This window comes from Planktothrix sp. PLAVEN19ND (genome assembly GCF_057220675.1).
Genome location: NZ_CM170132.1, coordinates 4,007,484 through 4,029,982, shown reverse-complemented (window position 1 = coordinate 4,029,982; position 22,499 = coordinate 4,007,484). Strand labels below are relative to the sequence as shown.

At 38.5% G+C, this 22,499-nt stretch carries 16 protein-coding genes and 1 tRNA gene; 10 read left to right on the top strand and 7 right to left on the bottom strand.

The annotated features are described in order from the left end of the window. Positions 1-196: 196 nt before the first annotated feature. Positions 197-1,765, bottom strand: a complete 1,569-nt coding sequence (locus AC2D3N_RS17245) for an NAD(P)/FAD-dependent oxidoreductase (RefSeq protein WP_079678392.1) — start codon at positions 1,763-1,765, stop codon at positions 197-199. Between the two features lie 376 nt (positions 1,766-2,141). On the opposite strand from AC2D3N_RS17245, the gene AC2D3N_RS17240 reads away from it, so the two are divergent. From AC2D3N_RS17240 to AC2D3N_RS17230, 3 genes are read left to right on the top strand one after another with little or no spacing between them, the layout of a single operon-like run. Continuing rightward, positions 2,142-5,027 (top strand): PAS domain-containing hybrid sensor histidine kinase/response regulator, encoded by a 2,886-nt coding sequence (locus AC2D3N_RS17240; protein WP_079678393.1) that lies wholly within the window; start codon positions 2,142-2,144, stop codon positions 5,025-5,027. Beyond that, positions 5,024-6,865 carry a two-component system response regulator gene (locus AC2D3N_RS17235; protein ID WP_484691607.1) on the top strand — a complete coding sequence of 614 codons (1,842 nt, stop codon included), beginning with the start codon at positions 5,024-5,026 and terminating at the stop codon, positions 6,863-6,865. The genes AC2D3N_RS17240 and AC2D3N_RS17235 overlap by 4 nt, the downstream gene beginning before the upstream one ends. Next, positions 6,855-8,243, top strand: coding sequence for a hybrid sensor histidine kinase/response regulator (locus tag AC2D3N_RS17230; protein WP_484691606.1), 1,389 nt, complete (start codon positions 6,855-6,857; stop codon positions 8,241-8,243). Before AC2D3N_RS17235 ends, AC2D3N_RS17230 begins: the two co-directional genes overlap by 11 nt. 17 nt (positions 8,244-8,260) lie before the next feature. Here the strand turns inward: AC2D3N_RS17230 and AC2D3N_RS17225 are convergent, their stop codons facing one another. Continuing rightward, positions 8,261-8,890, bottom strand: coding sequence for a histidine phosphatase family protein (locus AC2D3N_RS17225; RefSeq protein ID WP_079678396.1), 630 nt, complete (start codon positions 8,888-8,890; stop codon positions 8,261-8,263). Positions 8,891-8,957: 67 nt separating this feature from the next. After that, entirely contained in the window at positions 8,958-10,460 is a 1,503-nt protein-coding gene (locus AC2D3N_RS17220; RefSeq protein WP_484691605.1) for a CHAT domain-containing protein, read from the bottom strand. A 514-nt stretch (positions 10,461-10,974) separates the two neighbouring features. On the opposite strand from AC2D3N_RS17220, the gene tatC reads away from it, so the two are divergent. Beyond that, positions 10,975-11,763 (top strand): twin-arginine translocase subunit TatC, encoded by a 789-nt coding sequence (gene tatC / locus AC2D3N_RS17215; RefSeq protein WP_484693771.1) that lies wholly within the window; start codon positions 10,975-10,977, stop codon positions 11,761-11,763. Between the two features lie 176 nt (positions 11,764-11,939). Here the strand turns inward: tatC and AC2D3N_RS17210 are convergent, their stop codons facing one another. Next, on the bottom strand, positions 11,940-13,304 hold the full coding sequence (locus tag AC2D3N_RS17210; protein WP_079678397.1) for a hypothetical protein: 1,365 nt from the start codon (positions 13,302-13,304) through the stop codon (positions 11,940-11,942). A 446-nt stretch (positions 13,305-13,750) separates the two neighbouring features. On the opposite strand from AC2D3N_RS17210, the gene AC2D3N_RS17205 reads away from it, so the two are divergent. Together AC2D3N_RS17205 and AC2D3N_RS17200 are read left to right on the top strand one after the other, a co-directional pair. Beyond that, positions 13,751-13,879 carry a hypothetical protein gene (locus AC2D3N_RS17205; RefSeq protein ID WP_255377581.1) on the top strand — a complete coding sequence of 43 codons (129 nt, stop codon included), beginning with the start codon at positions 13,751-13,753 and terminating at the stop codon, positions 13,877-13,879. Positions 13,880-13,924: 45 nt separating this feature from the next. Further along, complete coding sequence (locus tag AC2D3N_RS17200; protein ID WP_079678399.1) at positions 13,925-14,806, top strand: NAD(P)-dependent oxidoreductase; 882 nt, start codon at positions 13,925-13,927, stop codon at positions 14,804-14,806. Between the two features lie 40 nt (positions 14,807-14,846). On the opposite strand, the gene AC2D3N_RS17195 is transcribed toward AC2D3N_RS17200, so the two are convergent. After that, the gene (locus AC2D3N_RS17195) at positions 14,847-15,131 is read right to left on the bottom strand and encodes an NUDIX hydrolase (RefSeq protein ID WP_484691604.1); all 285 of its coding nucleotides are present in this window, start codon (positions 15,129-15,131) and stop codon (positions 14,847-14,849) included. Positions 15,132-15,321: 190 nt separating this feature from the next. Here AC2D3N_RS17195 and AC2D3N_RS17190 point away from each other — a divergent pair. Continuing rightward, positions 15,322-15,393 (top strand) — tRNA-Gln (locus AC2D3N_RS17190). A 133-nt stretch (positions 15,394-15,526) separates the two neighbouring features. On the opposite strand, the gene AC2D3N_RS17185 is transcribed toward AC2D3N_RS17190, so the two are convergent. Both AC2D3N_RS17185 and AC2D3N_RS17180 read right to left on the bottom strand, forming a co-directional pair. Beyond that, the gene (locus AC2D3N_RS17185; protein WP_484691603.1) at positions 15,527-16,204 is read right to left on the bottom strand and encodes a lecithin retinol acyltransferase family protein; all 678 of its coding nucleotides are present in this window, start codon (positions 16,202-16,204) and stop codon (positions 15,527-15,529) included. 72 nt (positions 16,205-16,276) lie between these two features. Continuing rightward, the gene (locus AC2D3N_RS17180) at positions 16,277-18,160 is read right to left on the bottom strand and encodes a putative bifunctional diguanylate cyclase/phosphodiesterase (RefSeq protein WP_484691602.1); all 1,884 of its coding nucleotides are present in this window, start codon (positions 18,158-18,160) and stop codon (positions 16,277-16,279) included. Between the two features lie 141 nt (positions 18,161-18,301). Here AC2D3N_RS17180 and mutS point away from each other — a divergent pair, with 141 nt between their 5' ends. From mutS to AC2D3N_RS17165, 3 genes are all read left to right on the top strand, one after another. Beyond that, positions 18,302-20,965 carry a DNA mismatch repair protein MutS gene (gene mutS, locus AC2D3N_RS17175; RefSeq protein WP_484691601.1) on the top strand — a complete coding sequence of 888 codons (2,664 nt, stop codon included), beginning with the start codon at positions 18,302-18,304 and terminating at the stop codon, positions 20,963-20,965. 151 nt (positions 20,966-21,116) lie between these two features. Continuing rightward, on the top strand, positions 21,117-21,473 hold the full coding sequence (locus tag AC2D3N_RS17170) for an SH3 domain-containing protein (protein ID WP_484691600.1): 357 nt from the start codon (positions 21,117-21,119) through the stop codon (positions 21,471-21,473). A 193-nt stretch (positions 21,474-21,666) separates the two neighbouring features. After that, a complete protein-coding gene (locus tag AC2D3N_RS17165) occupies positions 21,667-22,470 on the top strand; it encodes a MotA/TolQ/ExbB proton channel family protein (RefSeq protein ID WP_484693770.1) in 804 nt (267 codons plus the stop codon). Positions 22,471-22,499 lie beyond the last annotated feature (29 nt).

Sequence of the window (22,499 nt, the reverse complement as noted above, 5' to 3'; positions counted from 1 at the left end):
GGGGTAATTCCTGAATCATTGGTGTTAACTTAAATAATTAATGCCCTGAACTCAAGTTCGGGCTAAAAGCGATCGGCATCTAAAGATGACTCAACACTGGTCTTTATTAACCCGTTTTAACGGGTTTGGGCTTTTAGCCTGAAATTTATTTCAAGGCTTTTGGCGTTAAGTTGACACTGATATTCATGAATTACTCCTACTCATAATCCTGTCCCGAACCATATTTCCAAGCCTCTAACCAACGATAATAATAGTATTGAGAAGAAAGGGGTAATTTCTTAAACATCGGTTCTAGGGTTTTTCCTAAAGGATATAAACCCGTATAAAGCCCCAAATTCCAGTAGTGAATTGTCCAATCTATTAAACTCATTAACCCCACCTGGGGAATAATTTTAAAAATTAAATCAGGATGAGTCATTGCTGTTTTTGATAGGGTTTTAGTTAAAGCAGAAAACTGTACCACATCTTGTAAAAATGGCTTTAAAATTGGTTCTCCCAATTGTTCCATTCCTTGAAATACGGTAGTTAATAATTGATTAATTTGTTCGGGGTTAATTGTTTGTTGAATTCCCACACTCATCGACCTTTGAAATAACCAAGTTACGGACAAACTGGGCTGATAGGGTTGCAATAAAGATAAGGCATTTTGACTTAATTGATCGGTGGTTAAGGCGTGATCAATTCCATCCGTTAACCGTTGTAAGTGACGTACCATCGCCCCAAATCCCCCAAAACTTAAAGGAGATTGATTTCCGCTACTATCCCCCACCGCCAAAACACGATTCCAGGGCATTTTTAACGGACTATCTTTATAACAGGGAAAGAAACCAAATAACGCCCGTTTAAAGGTTAATTGATTTAACTCAATCTGTTGATATTCGGGTAAAAGTTTAAAATAGTCTTCAAACAAAGATTCTAAACTAAACCGTTGGGGGTTAGCATCTAAATAAGTAAATAAATAAGTTGTTCTTCCATCCCTGGCTGGAAACGCTTCCCAAAAATATTGACATTGATTTTTTAAAGGAGTAAATGAGGCAAAAATATCCCCCGTTTGATTATTAGGATATCCCGTCGCACAGGTTCCCACCACTAAACAAACCGCATCGGGTTTTTTTCCTTGTCTAGCTTGTCGAACTAGGGGGGAAAAATGACCCATTGCATCTATTAATAAACGGGTTTTGATCGTTTCTGACCCCTCTGCTACAAGGTGAGAGGAGTTAACGATTTCTACCCCATTAGGATGAATAATAGATCCTTGATAAGCCGTATTTTCTAATAATATTCCTCCGGCTTCTAAAAATTTAGTTTTGAGTGTTTCTAATAAATAAACTGGGTCAACTCCAATATTAAGAACATTTTTAACCCAAATATCATCACTATTAGGAAAACTTAAACGAGCGGGGTTATATTCCGTAGAGATCGCTGTTTTTAATTCTACTTCTGATAATAAATTTAATTCGATAAAAACCTCTAATTCCTTCCTGGAAATATTCCATTCCTGTTCCCGTCCTTGGAGTTTTCCCCGTTCAATTAATGCCACTCGCCACCCTTTCATCACTAAGGTAGCACCGATTAAAATTCCCAGAGTTCCCCCACAAATAACTACATCATAATCCAGACTTTCCAAGGATTGATCATCCTGTTTAATGGTATGAGGAAGGGGGAGAGTATTGTTTTTTAACTCCGTCCAAAGTTCATCTACTTTTTGTAGACTCTTGAAAGGATTTCCATGAATTTGAGATAAAATTTCTTCCGTGAGAGACATATAGAGTAATCCTATTAAACTTGTGTTAAAAATTTTCTTATAAAAGGCAAGAGGCAATAGACTTTTAGGTATTTTATCAATATGATCCTGTTCTATAACATCTAATTTTTGATGCCCTAATGTAATCAAGACGACATTAACTGGACTTGCCTTTCCAATACCATGGACTTTTTGCTCAAGATAGCATAAATTGATATTAACCTATAGCACTACGCACTCTTAGAACACCGGAACACCAGAATACCGGAACAGTAAGCATTAAAAGGGTTTCAGGACTTAAAAGTGTCCTAACTGTAATGCGCAGCACTATGGTACCAGGGAAAATTCTCAACAAGTCTCAATTGATCATTTGATCATTATCCCATCCCATTAGATCATGAATAAACCCTTCTATCAACGCCTAGCAGAGACTATCAATTTAAGTACATTGCTTTTAATTTTTATTTTCCCCTTTGCTTTGGTCGTTTATCAATTAATTGCGGAAATTGATAATAAAATTGAATTTGCCCAAAAAGAAAAACAAGGTTTGGCTTATAATTATCCCTTAAAAAATTTGCTAGTCAGTATGATTAATCACCGCACCCAAGTTGAGCGGTATTTTAATGGGAATAAATCTTTAGCTCCAGAAATCATCACCCAAGGAGAAAAGATTGAAACCGCAATCCAAAACCTTAATACAGTCGAACGGCAGTTAGCACCCCAACTAAAAGTTAGCCCCCAATGGATAGAAATTAAAACTTCTATCAAGGACAACTGGAAAAATTTACAAGCAGAAAAATTTAATTTATCTCCAGCTAAAAGCTGGGAAATTCATACAACAATTATCAATGATATTTTAGCTTTAATTGATCATATCGGAGATATTTCTAATCTAATTCTTGATCCCTCTTTAGATAGTTACTATTTAATGGATGCCGTTATTAATCAACTGCCCTTAGCCCTGGAAAATACGGCTCAAGCTAAAGATTTAGGGATCAAGATCACCACTAAACAAAAGATGACAGAAAGTGAACAAGCCAGACTGTTGATTATTCAGAGTTTAATTGCACCGCCTTTACAACAAGTTAACAGAGGTTTGCAAGTTTCAGCCAATACTAATCCTCTAATTAAACCGCAGCTATCGGCAAATATTGACCCAAACTTCAAGAATATTCAAAATTTTATTAACTTACTCAACCAAGAAATTATTAATTCTCAGATTATCAACTTGTCTCCCAAAAAATATCAACAAATAGCGGAAAATGCCCTAGAATCACAACTAAAAATTTATGATACAGCCTTTCCTATATTAGATAATTTATTAGAACAACGGATTAACCAGTTATTGAATAGAAAATATCAAATTATTGGGTTTGGATTGTTAGTATTAGGGGTTGTGCTTTGTATTTTCATCGCCTTTGTCATTAACCGCCAACAACGTCAAGCATTTGAAAAAGAATTGCAAGTGGCTGAAAAAAAATATCGTAGTATTTTTGAAAATGCGATTAATGGGATTTTCCAAATTACCCCAACGGGTCAATATCTGAATGCTAATCCGGCCCTTGCTCAAATTTACGGTTACAACTCTGTAGCCGAATTGATTACTGACCTAAACCATATTAAAAAGCAACCCTATGTTAACCCCAATCGCTGGAATGAATTAATTCAAATAATTAGCGATCACCGCAGTATTACCGACTTTGAATCTCAAGTTTATCGCCGCGATGGGAGTATAGTTTGGATTTCAGAAAATGCGGGTGCAATTTATGATACAAATGGTAATATTATCTACTATGAAGGCACAGTAGAAGATATTACTGAATATAAACGCGCCGAACAAGAAATTTATGCCGCCAAAGAAGCCGCCGAAAATGCCAACAAAGCCAAAAGCGAATTTCTAGCTAATATGAGTCACGAATTACGAACCCCTCTGAATGGAATTTTAGGCTACGCCCAAATCCTCAAACGTTCCCCGAAATTAGAAGAACGGGAACAAAATAGTGTCGATATTATTTACCAGTGCGGTTCCCACCTTCTAACTTTAATTAATGATATTCTTGATCTCTCAAAAATAGAAGCTCAAAAAATGGAGCTTTACCCCACGGATTTTCACCTTCCGGCTTTTCTGCAAGCTGTTGCTGAAATTTGTCGGATTCGCGCCGCCCAAAAAAGTCTCCAATTTTCCTATCAACCCGATCCTGATTTGCCAATTGCCATTCATACGGATGAAAAACGCTTGCGACAAGTATTAATTAATTTGATTGGCAATGCGATTAAATTTACGAAAACTGGAGAAGTTAGTTTCAGCGTTATTTTAATTGAAAAAACGGTTAATATTGTTAATAAAGTGAGTTACAAAATTCGCTTTACGGTTAAAGATACAGGGGTGGGGATTAACCCCGAAGAAATTGAAAGAATATTTCTACCCTTTGAACAGGTGGGATCTCGCCAGATTCGATCTGAAGGTACGGGCTTAGGACTAGCTATTAGTCAGAAAATTATTCAACTGATGGGTAGCAATCTTCAAGTCACCAGTCAATTGCAAATGGGCAGTATTTTTGGATTTGATTTAGAGGTATCAGAAGCTAATGACTGGGTAAATACGGTTTCCAAAAATGATCAAGGTAAAATTATTGGGTTTCAAGGAAATACCCAAAAAATTCTCGTGATTGATGATCGTTGGGAAAATCGCTCGGTTATTGCTAATTTATTGACGCCCCTTGGATTTGAAGTGATTGAAGCAGTCAATGGTCAAGAAGGATTAAAAATAGCAATTCAGCATCAACCCAACTTAGTAATCACCGATTTAGTTATGCCGGAAATGGATGGATTTCAACTCATGAAAACTTGGAAAAATATTCCAGAAGTCAAAGATATCAAAATTATTGTTTCTTCCGCAAGTGTGTTTGAAGAACATCAAAATCAAAGCCTAGAAGCGGGGGCTATTGATTTTTTGCCCAAACCAGTTCAAGCCGAAGAACTGTTAGATAAGTTATCGTTGCACCTGCAAATTCAATGGATTTATCAAGCTGAATCCTTGACAGTTGCCGGGATTACGCCCACTTCGGATAAATTGATTCTTCCCCCATCCGAAGTCTTAGATAAACTGTTTAATTTGGCGTTGCGAGGAAATTTGAAAGAGATCATTAAACAGACAGAAATCCTCGAAGCAACCGCTCCCCAATATTCACAATTTGCGTTAAAATTGCGAAAATTAGCACGGGAGTTTAAAGAGAAAAAAATATTAGAAATGCTCAATCAATATAAAGAGGTCAACTCATGAAAGATTTAATTCCTGAATCGGGTACAATTCTGGTGGTGGATGATATCCCGGCTAATTTAGGCGTGTTAACGGATGTTCTCAGCGAGGCGAATTTCACAGTCTTGGTGGCTGAAGATGGAGAAAGTGCGCTGCAAAAACTTGAATATGTGACTCCCGACTTAATTTTATTAGATGTGATGATGCCGGGCATTGATGGATTTGAAACCTATAAACGCCTAAGAGAAAATCCCTTAAATTCTAAAATTCCTGTCATTTTTATCACCGCTCTTTCCCAACCGAGTTATGTGATCAAAGGTTTGTCTTTAGGCGCCGTTGATTATATTACCAAACCATTTCAAAAGGAAGAAGTTTTAGCCAGAATCAAGACCCATTTAGAACTGCGACGTTTAACTAAAATGCTCGAGCAAAAAAACCAGCATTTATCCGAGGAAATCTATGAACACGCCAAAGCCCGTGCAGACGTACAACGGCTCAATCAAAAATTAGAAATCCGAGTGAAAGAACGAACGATTGAACTGTCTAAAACCCTAGAAAACCTGTATAAAAGTCAAGATTTATTAGAATATAATGCTTTGCATGATTCCTTAACGGGCTTGCCCAATCGGGATTGGTTGATGCAGCGATTAAAATATTTAATTGCTACGGATTCAAGCTATTCGGTTTTGTTTTTGGACTTAGATCGCTTTAAAATTATTAATGATAGTTTGGGGCATTTAGTCGGAGATGAACTGTTAAAATGTGTTGCCCATCGCATACAAGAGTGTTTAACGCCACCTCAAACGGCAACCCGCATGGGGGGAGATGAATTTGTCGTTTTAGCTGATACAGAAACACCAATTTCCCTGACCGAAAAACTCCTGGAACAGTTTAAGTTTCCCTTTAGTTTTAATGGCTATGAAATGATTATAGAAATTAGTATCGGTATAACTTCGAGTGCCATGGGTTATCAGGAACCGATGGATATTCTTAGAGATGTAGATATTGCCATGTATCGAGCCAAAAAGTTTGGTAGTGGTAGTTATCAGATTTTCAATCCCCAGATGCAAGCGGAGGTCACTGCACGGCTGCAATTAGAACAAGACTTAAGAAAAGCCATCCCGCAACAGGAATTTTGCTTATATTATCAGCCAATTGTTTCCCTGGTAACCGGAAAAATTAAAGCGGTTGAAGCCTTAGTTCGTTGGAAACATCCTCAAGGTATGATTGCCCCGGATCAATTTATTTCTGTGACTGAAGAAACCGGATTAATTAATCCTTTGGGCTGGTGGATTTTACGCGAAGCCTGTAGTCAGTTAAAAGCTTGGCAAGAGCAATTTCCTGACCTTCTTTTGAAAATGAACGTGAATTTTTCCTCCGTCCAATTCCAGCAAATTAATTTATTGGAACAGGTGGCAAAAATTTTAAAAGAAACGGGTATTTCTAAAAATACTTTAAGTATAGAAATTACTGAATTTTGTTTATTCCAAACGCCAAATTCCAACTTTCAATTATTAGAAGAAATTGGTGTTGGTTTATGTCTTGATGATTTTTGTACAGGCTATTCTTCTCTCAGGTTACTGAGGGATTTACCGATTAATACCTTAAAGATTGATCGTTCTTTTGTGCAGGATTTAATCAATTATCCCAATGATACAACCTTAATTGAAACTATTATATTGTTAGGAAAAAGTTTGAATTTGGAAGTAATTGCAGAAGGTGTGGAAACTCAAGAACAAGCAAAAATTCTTCGAGAATTAGGCTGTATTTGGGCGCAAGGGTACTTATTCTCTTACCCATTAGACTATCAAGGTGCAACTCAATTTATAACTGAAAACCAGGAAAAAAATTATGACCAATAATTTATCTTTTTCAGGAAATACCATCCTAATTGTAGATGATAACCCCACCAATTTAGGGGTAATCTTCAATGTCTTAGATGAAGCCGGGCTGGAAGTTTTGGTCGCGCAAGATGGAGAAAGTGCGCTGCAAAAAACAGAATACGTCATTCCCGATTTAATTTTACTGGATATTATGATGCCCGGAATTGACGGCTTTGAAACCTGTTCTCGACTCAAAACTAACCCTTCAACCTCTGATATTCCGATCATTTTTATGACGGCTCTAGGGAATACCGAGCAGAAAGTTAAAGGCTTAAGTTTAGGTGCTGTTGATTATATCACAAAACCCTTTAAAAAAGAAGAAGTATTAGCGCGAATGAAAGTTCATTTAGAATTGCGAAACTTGACTAAAGCATTAGCTAGTAAAAATCAATTACTCGAAGAAAAAATTCAAGAAAAAACCCGTTTAGAAGAAACTTTACAACGATTGAATCAAGAATTAGAAACCCGGGTTGAAGCCAGAACTACCGAACTCAAACAAGCATTACAAAACCTCCAACAAACTCAACTCCAATTAATTCAAAGCGAAAAAATGTCTACCCTGGGTCAATTAGTAGCCGGAGTCGCCCATGAAATTAACAATCCCGTGGCTTTTATCCATGGAAATCTCAATCATACTGAAAGGTATATTCAAGATTTGTTGACAATATTTCAACTTTATCAACAGCAAACTCCCTCCCCAGATCCGGCGATTACAACTCTAGCGGAGGAGGTGGATTTAGAGTATTTAATCCAGGACTTACCCCAGGTGATTTCATCCATGAAAGTTGGGGTAGAAAGGATTCGTCAAATTAGTGTCTCTTTAAGAACTTTTTCCCGTACTGATAATACATCAAAACAAGAAACTAATCTGCATGAAGGGATTGATAGTGCTTTATTAATTTTAAAATATCGGTTAAAAGCAAATGAAAAAATTTTGCCCATAGAAGTGATTAAAAACTATGGAGACTTACCTTTAGTACCCTGTTACCCCGGACAACTAAATCAGGTATTTATTAATATTATTGCTAATGCTATTGATGCCTTAGAAGAAGCAGGATTTAAGCGGAATTCGGAAGCAATTAAAGCCAATCCCAGTCAAATTATAATTCAAACAGAAGTTGACCCTAGTCAAAATAATGTTAGTATTCGGATTAAAGATAATGGTTTGGGAATGTCGGAGGAAATACGCAGCAAAATCTTTGATTATTTGTTTACCACTAAGCCCCCAGAAAAGGGTACGGGATTAGGTTTATCCATTAGCTATCAGATTGTTGTAGAAAAACATTGTGGCCAGTTAAATTGCTATTCACAACCGGGAGTTGGGACGGAGTTTATAATTAAAATTCCTTTAAGTTAAAGGGAGAGTATAGCAATTTAAACATTTTCCAATTCAGTCAGATGGGCGGTATCTCCGTTGAGTTCTAGTATCCATTCATCTCCATTTTGAACAATTTTTACTAAACAACAAAGAGAGGCTTTAATATCCATTTCTTCTAAGGTCGGAATTAGTCCCATGGCTGTTCCCAATACCGAAGCACCATGTCCAACCAATAATAAATTATCCTCGGGAAACGTGTTAACCAAACGTTGGGAAGTCTCAGCAGTTCGTTGTAAACAATCTTTCCAAGTTTCAGGATAATTAGGAACTCCCAGAGGATGAGATAAATCAATTTTAGGGAATTTTTGAGCTAAAAATTCTGGGGATAATGTTTCAGGATAACTCATCCATTCAGGGTTTAACCATTCTCCTAAACCCCAATCTAATTTGAGCGGTAAATCTAATTTTTTAGCCACAGCATGGGCGGTTTGTACGGTTCTTAAAAAGGGAGAAGCAATAATTTGGGTAATTCCTTCCCCCACTAAACGATTTGCTAATTGTTGGGCTTGAATTTGACCATCTTTGGATAAATGGGGGTCATAAGGTCGTTCTGCGGTATCAAACCAAGCGGGATTGACAAAATCAATCCGATTTCCATGGCGGGCTATCCATACAGTTTTAGACATAGGTTCGGTTTAGATTTTTCACCTAACTTACCTTACCTTAATTCCGGCACAATTAGGATTTTTTATTCTACCAAGGACTACCAATTAATGTAAACGCCGCCCAATAATAGGGATGGGAAAGATTGTCATTTCCCTCCGAGGCAATTTCAGGCGGTAAGGTCACTTCACCCCGGGATGATAATAATTCTCCCTTTTGCAAACGAACATTCCCTTTTAACATCTGAATTTGAGTTTTTTGCAAGGCTTGGGCTTTAGTAGAAGCGGTTTTTAACTGTTGATAAAACTCGCTCATTAAGGCTAAAGTTCCCGTGTCACTCACATACCATAAACTCGCTAAAGCTGTTTTTACCCCCGACTGAAAAGCTAATCCCGCAAATCCTAATTCCGCCTCCTCATCTCCAACGGCGGTTTTACAAGCACTTAAAACTAATAATTCAATTTGAGGATTTTTCCAATTAAACTGACCCATTTGATCTAATTTTAGCTGCTCATCCCAAAATTGAATATAGGAATTTCCAGGTTTTCCAGGTTTAAATTCTGCATGGGTCGCCAGATGAACAATTCTATAGGGACTGAAGGATAATAGCTGTCTTAAATTATCTACAGTAAACTTTTGATTCAGAAAAAAATTCCCTGGCCACTGTCCTGGATTTTCCTGATTTCCCATCGGAAATATTACCCCATTCATCCCATCGGAGTTGACAATTGTAGATAACTCAAAAGGAACCGCAGGTAAGGGATTTTGATTTTTAAATTCCGAGGCTCCCATAGCTAAAACTAGAGCATCTTTTACACTTTCATAATTGAGATTCATCAAATTAAAAGCTGGAATTCTAGTTAGGGCATATTTTTCAATTAAAAAACGTTCTCCATCATGTAAAACCGCTAGGGGGAGCGTTCTTAACCCATCACCCAAACAGAACAAGATTGTATCGATATTTTCTGCTTTTAATTGGGCTTCAACGGGCTTAATAATCACACTATAAAGTCGTTGAGCCGATTCCAGATAGGACTGATTTTGTAAATTTCGAGGATTAGTTATTTCTTGAAATAAATTAATCGCTTCAGCTTTTAAGGTTGCGGTTTGCACATTGGGTTGAATTAAACCTAAAGGTTCTTTTCCCGGGGTAATTAAGGCTAAAACTAATCCTTGGGGTTCAGGAACAACCCAGAGAACCGCGTGTTTGGTTTGGGTTTTTTGGCTAATTTCTGTTAAGATTTTAGCAATATCAGGAGGCTGTAGGTTGCTATCGGTTAGATTTCTCCCAAAATAGGTTTCATAGTCTAATTCCCATGTTTTTTCCATCTTGGTAATCGGATTATTTCCGTTAATACTGCGAATGATTTGTTGTTGGGAAGTGGGTGCAGGTTCGGTGAGCACCGGACGACCAAAAGATAATTTCTCCCCAGGGACTAGACTCCACCCCCAGAGTCCAATCACCACCAGACTGAATAGAAATATCGGAAGGGTTCGGCGCATCAGTTGATTAACCCTGGGATTTGTGAAACCAGAACTCAGATATTTTGAAATATCTAAAAATAGCAGACAATAACGTTGTATTATTTTCATAGATTCAAGATAAAAAAATAATTGGAGGAAATTAACATCAATCTTTGTTTATCTCGGTTTCCGCCTGGTGGTTGTCTAATCTAACGTTTAAATCCTAAAGTAGAATAGACGTTGGCTAAAAATTTATGATGAGTTTTCAAAAATCCCGTCCCTTGAGACTGGGTAGTTTCTAACCCTAGTTTAACGCTTACTGACAATTATGACGCCTCCCTCAAATTCGGAGACACCGGAATCTAACTCCAACTTAAACCCCGTTTTACCGGAAAATCCCGAACAAAATTATCCTAACTCTCCTTCTCCTCTCTCTAATCTTGATGCTATTTCTCAAGATATTAACTCATCGGTGATGGATGGGGTTGAGTCGGTTTCTGAATCTTTACAGTCAGATATTGAAGGTGAGGAAATTGGAAATTCCGCCGAATCTATCGCAGTAGATCCTATTAATTTGATATCTTCGGACTCGATCACTGAATTGGAAGAAGAAACGGAAAATCAGTTATCCTCTGAACCCCAAATCTCCCCACCTCAATTGTATCTTCCTGTCAGTAAAACGATAACCGATGAAGGAAATGAAATTCCCGATGAAGTTGAAATGGGTTTTTTCGACCATTTAGAGGAATTAAGACAACGGATTTTTTATTCTCTAATTGCGGTATTTATTGCGATTATTGGCTGCTTTGCTTTTGTTAATCCGATTGTACAATTATTACAACGTCCTGCATCGGGGATTAAATTTGTTCAACTCGCCCCTGGAGAATATTTCTTTGTTTCCTTAAAAGTAGCGGGTTATAGTGGGTTGGTCGTCGCAACTCCGTTTCTTTTATATCAAATTACGATGTTTGTTTTACCCGGATTAACTCGCAAAGAACGCCGTTTATTAGTCCCCACCTTATTAGGTTCGAGTGTTTTATTTTTATTCGGTTTAGGCTTTGCCTATATTGCTTTAATTCCAGCGGCATTGAACTTTTTTGTGAGTTATGGGGCGGATGTGGTTGAACAATTCTTTTCCATTGAAAAATACTTTGAATTTGTTTTAGTCCTATTATTCTGTACTGGAATAGCCTTTCAAATTCCCGTCATTCAAGCCATATTAGGCGGGTTAAAAATTGTATCTTCCCAGACAATGTTATCCGGTTGGCGATATGTTATTTTAGGAGGAGCCGTATTAGGGGCTGTGTTAACCCCATCCACTGACCCCCTCACCCAAAGTTTATTAGCTGGGGCTATATTAGGGCTTTATTTTGGCGGAATTGGCATTGTCAAAATGATTGAAAATACCTCAGAACATTCTCAAGATCAATAAAAAATAAAGCCCTATTACCTAAGTAGGTAGGCGGGATCAAACTTTTCCATGTAACAATATGTAAAAAATCCTTAGATCAGCCATGATAGAGCGTTAGAACGATTTACAATCGTTTACATAGGGAGGTTTTATACAGCCTACCTACTTATTCCCTGTTCCCTGTTCCCTGTTCCCTCTTATAAAGATTGACAAAGAGCAGCTTTCCGAGAGTCAAATAACTGAACAATTCCATCAGTAACAGCTTTTTTGACATCCGTATCAAAACCTGCCAAAAATTCTTCATGACCAATTTTATCTTGGAAAAATTCCTGGGCGCGGTTGCGTTGATGGATAATTTCATCAAACCCTAAACATTTGACCATATAAGTTGTTAATGGAGAATTTTTAATATCATAGGATGAACTTTGGGTGCGTCCTTCATCTAATAACGTTAAAACCAGTTTTTCTAAGTCCGTTGTCGGTTGGTGGGGGTGGGGAATGGGGGGCAGAAAATCCACTAAAGAAACCGCAGAAAATCCTTCTGAGGGCATTTCACCCATTAAAGTTGAAACCGGAATTACCCGGCCAAATCGTAAAGATAACGCCTCTAAAAAAGCAATCGTAAATAACTTACTGACCAAATAAAGTCGCCCTACCTCAATATTTTTTCTCGCCATCGCGACTAGATTGTTATAGGTGGCATCATCAGGATAGCCTTTAAACTGATGAAAAATAATTTCGGGTTTAATAAAATTCATAAACCCTTCCATTTTTTGCAAAGCTGTCCGATACTGATTAATGGTATAGGAACTGGAATTTTTGAGATAATGATTCGTTTCCGGTAATAAATTCCAGGTATTGTCTAAAAATTTTGCCGCACTCTCATGGGCAAAACTTCCCACATCCCGATTAGAAAGTCTCACAGAACGTTTAATAGTTTCAATTAACTGATCATCGGTTAATTTTAAATTAAACCGTTCACAAACATCCTGTAACCGTCCATATAAAATATCACTATTACTTCCCAATTCTGTTTTTGTTCTAAAGGGAATAGTCGCTTCAATACAAGCTACTACTTGTACTAATAATTCTAAAGATAACAAATCTTCTAATACTTTACTAGCAACTAATGCACTTAAAAACTCATTCTGTCCCGTCATGGGGGATAGAGTTTGACCTGGAGCAAAATCAAAGATTTGTCTGACCATTTCAAAGATCTGATCCTGGGGTAATTCCTCAGCATCACGGATGACTAAATGTACCCCCACTTGTCGCACAAAAGGAGCAATATAATAGGTCAAATTAAAATTAACACTCTGATCCACCTGCACATAGACAACATCATGAAACAAGGCGGCTAAAACTTCAATCGGGTCATCTTCCCCCCCCACCTCAAAAATATGATTCGGGGTGTGAAAATAGCGCCAAGGCCCGGTCATTGTTTGTACAATCAGTTCTGCTATTTTAGGCAGTTCTGTATAATCCATCTCAATTTTGAGCTTCTGCATCGCCCAAATTAGCTTTTCTAAGCACTGTTTGTTGTAATCGGTGTTCATACCCATTTTTACCAATAAACCTTATATACTGAACTTAAATTATTGATATCTTATTATGGCTTTAGTTTTATGGGGAGTAGTTGGTTAACCCCCTATATTCGGATTTCAAATCAGTTTAATGTGAATCAACCCCAAATTTTACATCCTCTATTCCAGAATAGCAAACCATCGGAGTTTGAGACCGACACGTTTACCCCATTACCTCCCAAACCGAATCACCAGGTGAGGGCTATATTGCCCGATATTTAGGGGATGGGATCTTAATCTATTTTGGTTATCCCATCGCCCATGAAGATGATGCTCAACGGGTTCTGATGGTCGCATTAGTGATTATTGCAGCGATGGCAGCCCTCAAAACCTACAATATGTAGAAGCCACGATCGCGATTTCCCAAGAACAAAACTTTGAATTTTGGCTGGTTCATGGTAGAATGTGGAGAGGTTGGGTATTAGTTGAACGCAAAACTCTATCGTTTATGCGGAAAACTGAATCTGAAAGTCACTCAAAGTTTAGAAGCAGCAAAACTTGATTTTCAAAAAGCGATTATTATTGCCCAAAAACAACAGGATAAAGTGTTATAATTGGGAGAAAAAAAGAATCACAAATTATGCTAATAAAATAGGGAAATGAAAACAGCATTTTTAGGTTTAGGAGTGATGGGTGGTTTCATGGGCGCCAACCTCGCAGCATCAGGATATTCGGTTAAGGCTTGGAATCGAACGAGCGATCGCCATGGTGTTAAAATAGCATCCGAAGCGGGTGCTAATATTGTTTTTTCTATTCAAGAAGCCGTTACGGATGTTGATATTATTTTTACCTGTGTTGGCGATATTCCTGACGTTGAAGCAGTGATATTAGGCGAAAAAGGTGTGATTCATTTTGCCAAATCCGGGGCAATTGTGATTGATTTTAGTACCATTGGTTCAGAAGCCGCCCGCCGCATTTCTCAACAGCTTGAATCCCATCAAATTAAATTCTTAGATGCTCCGGTTTCTGGGGGTGATATTGGAGCGAAAAACGGCACATTAACCATTATGGTCGGAGGGGATAAAAATACCTTTGAAACGGTAAAACCCCTGTTAGAAACCATGGGAAAAACAATTCGTTATTGTGGCAAAGTGGGGAGTGGTCAAGCCGTCAAATTATGTAATCAAGTTTTAGCTTCTTTAAATATGGTGGGTATTTGTGAAGCCCTATTATTAGCCGAAAAACAAGGAATTGATCCAAATTTAGTGGTTGAAATTTGTAGTACCGGAGCCGCCGGGTCTTGGGCTTTATCAAATTTAGGATCAAAAGTCGCTAATAGTGATTTTGCACCGGGTTTTATGATTAAACATATCCTCAAAGACCTCAGAATTGTTCAAGAAACTCTCAATTCCGATCCCACTTTACCTGGTACTGAATTAGCAGATCATCTATTTAAAATTGTCCAAAAATTAGACCAAGGATTGGGGGAAAATCAAGGGACACAGGCGATGATTCGAGCCTATAAAGAAGCCGATAGTTAAAGGTGATTTAATTGACAAAACTGAATCTTCTATTGACTCCCTAATTCTCGGGCATAATTAACTGTAAGGGGTAAATTTCTACCTGGGTTAATACTTCAGAAATAACTGAATTCTCAAAATCCCTTCCACCGATGATAGGAATTCCCGCTTCTTCTAGGGTTTCCCGTTGGGCCGCCGCCGCCGTAAAGGTTTCATCCGGTTCCACTCGTCCCCCTGGAAAATACCAGGGACTGTTTCTCGTGACCTCCTGAATCAATAAAAAGCGGTTGTCAGAACGCACAACAACCACAACAAACAACTCTGTTGAGATAGGATCACGAAGCATAAGCAATAAAGGCTTAAAATCAATTCTCTTTATTCTGACTCACATTGAGAATCAATACCAAGAGCAGAATGACTGAAAGGCTTATATATTAATGGTTTTAGAGAATTTTTCAAGAATGCTGAAAAATTTTTGGTAAAAACCCTTGACAAATACCAGGTAGGTGATGCTAATATTAATAACTGTGAAGCAATGGGGCGTCGCCAAGTGGTAAGGCATCGGGTTTTGGTCCCGACATCCAGAGGTTCGAATCCTTTCGCCCCAGTTATAAATATTATATCTGCAAAAAAGCCCTAGAAAGATGTTGTCTAAGGTTTTTTGTATCAGTTTATGAATTTCAGAGGATGACACAGATTAAAATCAGTGAAATCCGCGTAATCCTCTTAAATCCGCGATCCCTATTCCCCATTCCCTTGATTTTTCAACAGATTTTGAGTCATGGTGGCTAACTTTTCCAAACTTTCTTCTAATTCCGTGGCTCGTTTTTTGGAATTTAGTTTTCGTTTTAGGGCTGCTCGGGCTAAATCTTCTCGATTTCGTTTTAAGGCTTCCATCGCCACTTGATGCCAAGAATTCATTTCATCCAGGGCTTGTTTATACTGAGGATGAACGTCATCCCAAGCCACCCGAATTTCCCCTAAAGCTCGATTTAAAAGTTGGTTAGCATCCTGGGGTTGACCGCCCATAATAGCTTGTTTTAGAGGCTCAGATAAGGTATCAATATTAATATCACGAAGCAGGGGAATAAAATTCTCAATCTGTTGACTTTTACTCTCCCCAGTTACACACCAGGTGGCAAAATGTTCACAATTATTAAACAATAGATTATATTGATTTTCTCCTAAACGACTTTCGGCCCGGTTAATCACAGTCTCTGCAATATAACGAATGGGATACTGTCGGATATGAATTTTTTGACCTTTGGAAAAAACTTCTATGGAAGTTCGTTCGATAATTTCACTGGGTTTGCGATAATGAATTGCGGTACCATCACCACAATCAATACCATGGTGTTCATATAAACCCTCTAGGTTCCAAAATTCCCGAAAAATATAGATTTGGTCGCCTCTTGCCATAAAATGTTTAATGATTACTCCGCTTCCTCTTTTATCTTAACGGTTTTGATGGGAACATCTAGGGCGGTGATTTCAACGATTTTGGTTGAGAAAATTCATCACCTCTGTGGGGTTTAGGGGAGGCGAGAATAAATAGCCCTGTCCAAAGTCACAGCCCAGTTGCTCAAAAATTTCAACTTGTTGGGAGGTTTCAATTCCCTCGGCTACAACTTTTAAGCCCAAACTATGAGCCAAATTAATAATAGTTTTAGCAATCTCAAAATCCTTATTTTCAACTTCGATATTTTGAACAAAAGAACGATCTATTTTTAAGGTGTCTACGGGCAACTTTTGTAAATAGCTTAGAGAAGAATATCCCGTGCCAAAATCATCAATTAATAATCTAATTTTCAAAGATTTTAACTTTTCTAATAATCCGGTTGCATGGTTTATGTTCTCCATCAAACTACTCTCTGTAATTTCTAATTTTAGACTAAAAGGAGGAAGTTCTAAAGAATCTAAAACCCGTTTAACTTCCTGAATTAAACTCGGATGTCTTAACTGAATTTCCGAAAGATTAACACTCACATATAAATCAGGAAACTGGGTTTGCCATTCTAATAAATGTTGACAGGCTTGGGATAAAACCCATTGTCCCATCGAAACAATTAATCCCGCTTTTTCGGCTAAATTAATTAACTGAACTGGAGATACAAACCCACGGTCGGGATGATACCAACGCACTAAGGCTTCAAAACCCACCACTTTTTGAGTTTCTAGGGAGACAATGGGTTGATAATTTAAACTCAGTTGTTGACGTTCAATTGCCCGTTGTAAATCCGCTTCTAATTGCAGATGTTCAGCCATAACTGTTGCCATATTTGGTTCATAAAATACCGTTGCTCCTCGTCCTTTTTGTTTAGCATAATACATGGCAGTGTCGGCAGCTTGAAGATAATCTTCTGGACGTTGACTCTGGAAATCATCTAAAACAACACCAATACTGGTAGCTGATGAAATCGTCACCGTATCCAACCGAAAGGGAAAATCTAAAGCAGCATGAATGCGTTCAATTTTTTCGGTTAAAATATTACAATTGCTAATATCAGTAAATAAAATTGCAAATTCATCGGTTCCGACTCGGGCAACGATATCGCGGTGACTAACAAAGGTTTTCAGACGCTCGGCAACGGCAATTAGGAGTTGTTCTGCCAAGGCATGACCAAAGGCATATTTTAGAGGCTTAAATCGATCAATATCTAAGGATAAAACTGCAAAATTATTAGATTTTTTAAATGGGTGATTAATCGCAACTTGTAGGCGATCTAATAATAAACTACGATTGGCTAATCCGGTGATTAAATCACTAAAAGCATAGTGTTCTAATTCGGCTTTAGTTTGTAGCCGTTCTGTAACATCTTGAGCGAGAATGACTTCAGCAAATTGCCCTTTCCATTCTAAAGTATGACCTGTTACTTCTACGCTGATTAATGTGCCATCTTTTTTGTGATGTCGCCAAAGTCCCACTCGATTCAATCCTATCTGAATTTTAGATAGACTTTCTAAGAGTCGGGGAATTTCTTCAGGAGGTCGAATTTCTGTAATTTTCATCGAGAGAAATTCGGCCTCTGAATAGCCATAATTTTGAATTGCAGCTTCATTAACCGCTAGAAAGTTAAGGGTTTTGAGATCATAAACCCACATCGGTTGAGGATGGGCACAAAACAAACTTCGATATCTCTGTTCGGACTTTTCTAAATGATGAGTTCCTAACCGGATGAGAAAGTAGAGTAGGGTGCTTGTGATTGCAATAAAAAGTCCTCCTTTTATGCTATGAATCAGATTTAAAAATTGGGAATTAGGCACGAGGAAATACAGGAGTTGATCGGATGAAAACACCCAAATACTACTGATAAAGGCGTAAACACTAGCCAATTTCAGGGCTAGATTTTTGGATAAAATGCGATCGCGTGTCACTTTAAAAATACAGTCTGACGACTGTTATGGACTAAGATTTGCATGAATTAAAGTCTAAACTAAAGTGCTACCTATTGGCAGAAAGCCACTAAACGCGCTAAAGTCTTAAGGGTTAGTCTCGGCTTGCATCTTCAAAAAACTATGAGCGTTCCCTCCAGTGCGTCCTCTGCCCCTTCAGTTCCCGAAAAGTCACTTCCGCCCAATGCAGACTATCGCCAGCTTGATCGGGAAAAGTTATCGGAAATGATGCACCGTTATATTGAAGTCAAAGAACAATATCCCCATGCCTTACTATTATTTCGGGTGGGGGATTTCTTTGAGTGTTTTTTCCAGGATGCTATTACAATAGCGCAAGAATTGGAATTAGTGCAAACGGCAAAACACGGAGGGAAAGAAATCGGGCGAGTTCCAATGACGGGTGTTCCCCATCATGCAGTAGAACGCTATGCTACCATGCTATTAGAAAAAGGCTATGCGGTGGCGATTTGTGATCAAGTTGAAGATGCGGAAATTGCGGCTAGAGAAAAACGCCAAGTGCGTCGAGAAATTACCCGAATTTTAACCCCGGGAACTCTGACGGATGACGGAATGCTTAAAGGGCGTAAAAATAATTATTTAGCCGCAGTTGTGATTGCTGGAGATCATTGGGGTTTAGCTTATTCTGATATTTCTACGGGGGAATTTTTAACCACCCAAGCGCAAAATTTAGAACAACTGACCCAAGAGTTAATGCGTCTACAACCGTCGGAAGTGTTGTTTCCGATTAATGCCCCAGATTTAGGAAAAATGTTGCGTCCTGGGGAAAAATCTAGTCAGTTACCCGATTGTTTACCCAATTGTTTTTGTTATTCCTTGCGATCGCAATTTCCCTTTAGTTTAAATGAAGCTAGAAATAAAATTTTAGAACAATTTCAACTGCGTTCTTTAGAAGGTTTGGGCTGTGATCATTTACCCCTCGGAGTGCGTGCCGCCGGAGGATTATTAGATTATTTAGAAGATACTCAACGGCAAAATCAAGTTCCCCTGCAACGACTTCGTACCTATACCATTACCGATTATTTAATCCTAGATTATCAAAGTCGTCGCAATTTAGAAATTACCCAAACCGTTCGGGATGGAACTTTACATGGTTCTTTATTGTGGGCTTTAGATAAAACTAGCACCGCCATGGGGGGTCGGGCGTTGCGTCGTTGGTTATTACAACCTTTATTAGATCTGCGAGGAATTCGGGCGCGCCATGACACGATTCAAGAGTTAGTAGAAAATCATGAATTAAGGTTTCAATTGCAACAATTACTCCGACAAATTTATGATTTAGAACGGTTAACTGGACGGGCAGGAAATGGCACGGCAAATGCTAGGGATTTAGTGGCTTTGGCCGATTCCTTAGCCAAGTTACCGGAATTATCGGTTTTAGTTAGTCAAGGTCATTCTCCTTATTTAAAATCCCTACAAACCGTTCCCCCTATTTTAGAAGAATTAGCCCATAAAATTCAATCCTATTTAGTAGATTCTCCGCCCCAACATTTGAAAGAAGGGGGAATTATTCGGTCGGGAATGGATGAACAATTAGACGCGCTGCGGGTATTAGCAGAAGCTGATCAACAATGGTTAGCAAATTTAGAAGTTCAAGAACGGGAACGCACCGGAATTTCGACTTTAAAAGTAGGTTTTAATAAGGCTTTCGGCTATTATATTAGTATAACACGATCTAAATTAGATCAAGCTCCTAATGATTATATTCGGAAACAAACCTTAACCAATGAAGAACGATTTATTACCCCGGAATTAAAGGAACGAGAAGCCAGAATTTTAACGGCAAAAGACGATTTAAACCAATTGGAATATGAGATTTTTCTGCGATTAAGATTAGAAGTCGGAGAACACTCAGAATTAATTAGAGATGTGTCGCGGGCGGTGGCTGCAATTGATGTTTTATCGGGGTTAGCCGATATAGCAGTCTATCAAGGTTATTGTCGTCCTGAAATGGTGAATAGTCGAGAAGTTAAAATTATTGAAGGTCGCCATCCTGTGGTGGAAAAATCCTTACCGCCGGGGTTTTTTGTTCCGAATACGGCTCAGTTGGGAAGTCAAGAAGAAGGGTCAGAAACTCCAGGAGTTAAACCCTATGCTCACCCTGATTTAATTATTTTAACCGGGCCAAATGCCAGTGGGAAAAGTTGTTATTTACGGCAAGTCGGCTTAATTCAATTATTAGCTCAAGTGGGTAGTTTTGTTCCGGCTAAATCGGCTAAATTAGGAATTTGCGATCGCATTTTTACCCGAGTTGGGGCAGTGGATGATTTAGCCACAGGTCAATCTACGTTTATGGTAGAAATGAATGAAACCGCTAATATTTTAAATCATGCGACCCCTAAATCCTTAGTCTTACTCGATGAAATTGGTCGCGGGACGGCTACCTTTGACGGGTTATCGATTGCTTGGTCAGTGGCGGAATATTTAGCCACAGAAATTCGGTCTCGGACAATTTTTGCTACCCATTACCATGAATTAAATGAACTGGCTTCAATTATTCCCAATGTAGCAAACTATCAAGTTACGGTGAAAGAATTACCCGATAAAATTATATTTTTGCATCAAGTTCAACCCGGAGGAGCCGATAAATCCTATGGAATTGAAGCGGGACGGTTAGCGGGTTTACCGGATGTGGTAATTCAACGGGCTAAACAAGTGATGCGTCAAATTGAAAAGCATAGTAAAATTGCCATGGGATTGAGAAAAGGAATTAAGAAACAGGATAAAAAAGATGATTCTGTAGAACAGTTAGATATTTTTGAGGATTAATTTCAAAAATAGCTTATAATAGGGTTAGGCTGTTAGGTGTTTGCATCTTATTACCCTAATGTTCTCAAGGATTATAAGATAAAAAACCGCAAAGCAACAGCCTAGGGGTGCAACTTTAAATCAATGAATTAAATTGAGGCATAGAAACCCCATGAATACAATATCTGGAAATAGAATTTGTAAATTAGCTATTCTAGGATTAGTTCCCATTACCCTAAGTTTTACGACCCCTGCAAATACGGCAGTTCAATCTTATCCCACTCTTTCTCAAACTAATAATCAAGTCCAATTAGCACAGAATATTATCGGTTATTGTATCGTGGCTGACCCCACGGGAACCCCCCTAAATGTTCGACAAAAACCCAATGGAAAAGTGGTTGGAACTCTTAAAAATGGAACCATTGTCGCATTAGGAGAAACCGATGGCAGTGAGGGAGAGAAATGGACAAAAATCATCAAACCCTTACAAGGTTATGTTTGGTCAGATTACTTAAAAGATTGTAAATAGATGAGGAAAATCTGACCGGATTTCAACTGGGCGATGGGACGATCTTTGATTCCTGATTCTAACATTACCTATTAATCCCTAGGGATTCACCGAGAATGGCAGAATTGAAAGGGTTTGGCTTTTTGTTCGCCAAATGACCTGTACATCTAATACAGTTGTAGGGGTGAAGTTTTTAGGAGGTTGCGCGAGTTCGATGAATATTCAAGAGATTTTTGCCAAGGGTGGGCCAGTAATGTGGCCGCTGCTGATCTTGTCCATTTTGTCGGTGAGTGTGGTCATAGAAAGGATTTGGTTTTGGAGTACGACCCTGACCAAAGAAAAACAAATCGTGAACCGAGTCATTGACTCAGCCCGACGGGGACAATGGGGGAAAGCCCATCAAATTGCTAAACAATCTAGCAATCAACCAATGGGACGGTTTCTCTATGCACCCCTACGGTTGCAGTCTCCAGACCCCGAACTGTTTCGTTTGGCCCTAGAAGCGGCGGCGGATGAAGAATTAGCCTTGATGCGTCGGGGAGATAAAATTCTCGAGGCGGTGATTGCCATGGCCCCTCTATTGGGACTATTGGGAACGGTGTTAGGGTTAATTAACTCCTTGGGTTCTATTCGTTTGGGTGATATTGGAACTTCATCGTCTGCGGATGTGACCTTGGGGATTGCAGAAGCCTTAATTACAACCGCAACGGGAATGATTGTAGCGATCATTAGTTTAGCATTTTATCGATTGTTTCAGGGGTTAATGTTTGGTCAAACCAAAATATTTCGGAAAGCGGGAAACGAATTAGAATTGATGTATCGTCAGAATTGGCCCCATGCAAAATCTCAGTTACAAATTCCTGAAACCGATGAAGAAGAAGCCGAAGAACCAGAAGAAATCGACGAACCGCTTTTAAAATTTCCCCTAGTTGATGAAGACAATAATAACTCTATTCCTGAACCGGAAAAAAAAGCTAAACCCGTAAAAAAATCTGAGTCTTTAGATGAGGAGAAATAAATTTTTTCAACAGATAGGGTTACTATTTT

Bases quoted from the DNA above. Each gene is read 5' to 3' on its own strand.
- AC2D3N_RS17245 (WP_079678392.1), bottom strand. From the start codon at position 1,765: ATGTCTCTCACGGAAGAAATTTTATCTCAAATTCATGGAAATCCTTTC.
- AC2D3N_RS17235 (WP_484691607.1), top strand. From the start codon at position 5,024: ATGAAAGATTTAATTCCTGAATCGGGTACAATTCTGGTGGTGGATGAT.
- AC2D3N_RS17230 (WP_484691606.1), top strand. From the start codon at position 6,855: ATGACCAATAATTTATCTTTTTCAGGAAATACCATCCTAATTGTAGAT.
- AC2D3N_RS17200 (WP_079678399.1), top strand. From the start codon at position 13,925: ATGAAAACAGCATTTTTAGGTTTAGGAGTGATGGGTGGTTTCATGGGC.
- AC2D3N_RS17220 (WP_484691605.1), bottom strand. From the start codon at position 10,460: ATGAAAATAATACAACGTTATTGTCTGCTATTTTTAGATATTTCAAAA.
- AC2D3N_RS17225 (WP_079678396.1), bottom strand. From the start codon at position 8,890: ATGTCTAAAACTGTATGGATAGCCCGCCATGGAAATCGGATTGATTTT.
- AC2D3N_RS17240 (WP_079678393.1), top strand. From the start codon at position 2,142: ATGAATAAACCCTTCTATCAACGCCTAGCAGAGACTATCAATTTAAGT.
- AC2D3N_RS17195 (WP_484691604.1), bottom strand. From the start codon at position 15,131: ATGCTTCGTGATCCTATCTCAACAGAGTTGTTTGTTGTGGTTGTTGTG.
- mutS (WP_484691601.1), top strand. From the start codon at position 18,302: ATGAGCGTTCCCTCCAGTGCGTCCTCTGCCCCTTCAGTTCCCGAAAAG.
- AC2D3N_RS17185 (WP_484691603.1), bottom strand. From the start codon at position 16,204: ATGGCAAGAGGCGACCAAATCTATATTTTTCGGGAATTTTGGAACCTA.
- AC2D3N_RS17210 (WP_079678397.1), bottom strand. From the start codon at position 13,304: ATGGGTATGAACACCGATTACAACAAACAGTGCTTAGAAAAGCTAATT.
- AC2D3N_RS17165 (WP_484693770.1), top strand. From the start codon at position 21,667: ATGAATATTCAAGAGATTTTTGCCAAGGGTGGGCCAGTAATGTGGCCG.
- AC2D3N_RS17170 (WP_484691600.1), top strand. From the start codon at position 21,117: ATGAATACAATATCTGGAAATAGAATTTGTAAATTAGCTATTCTAGGA.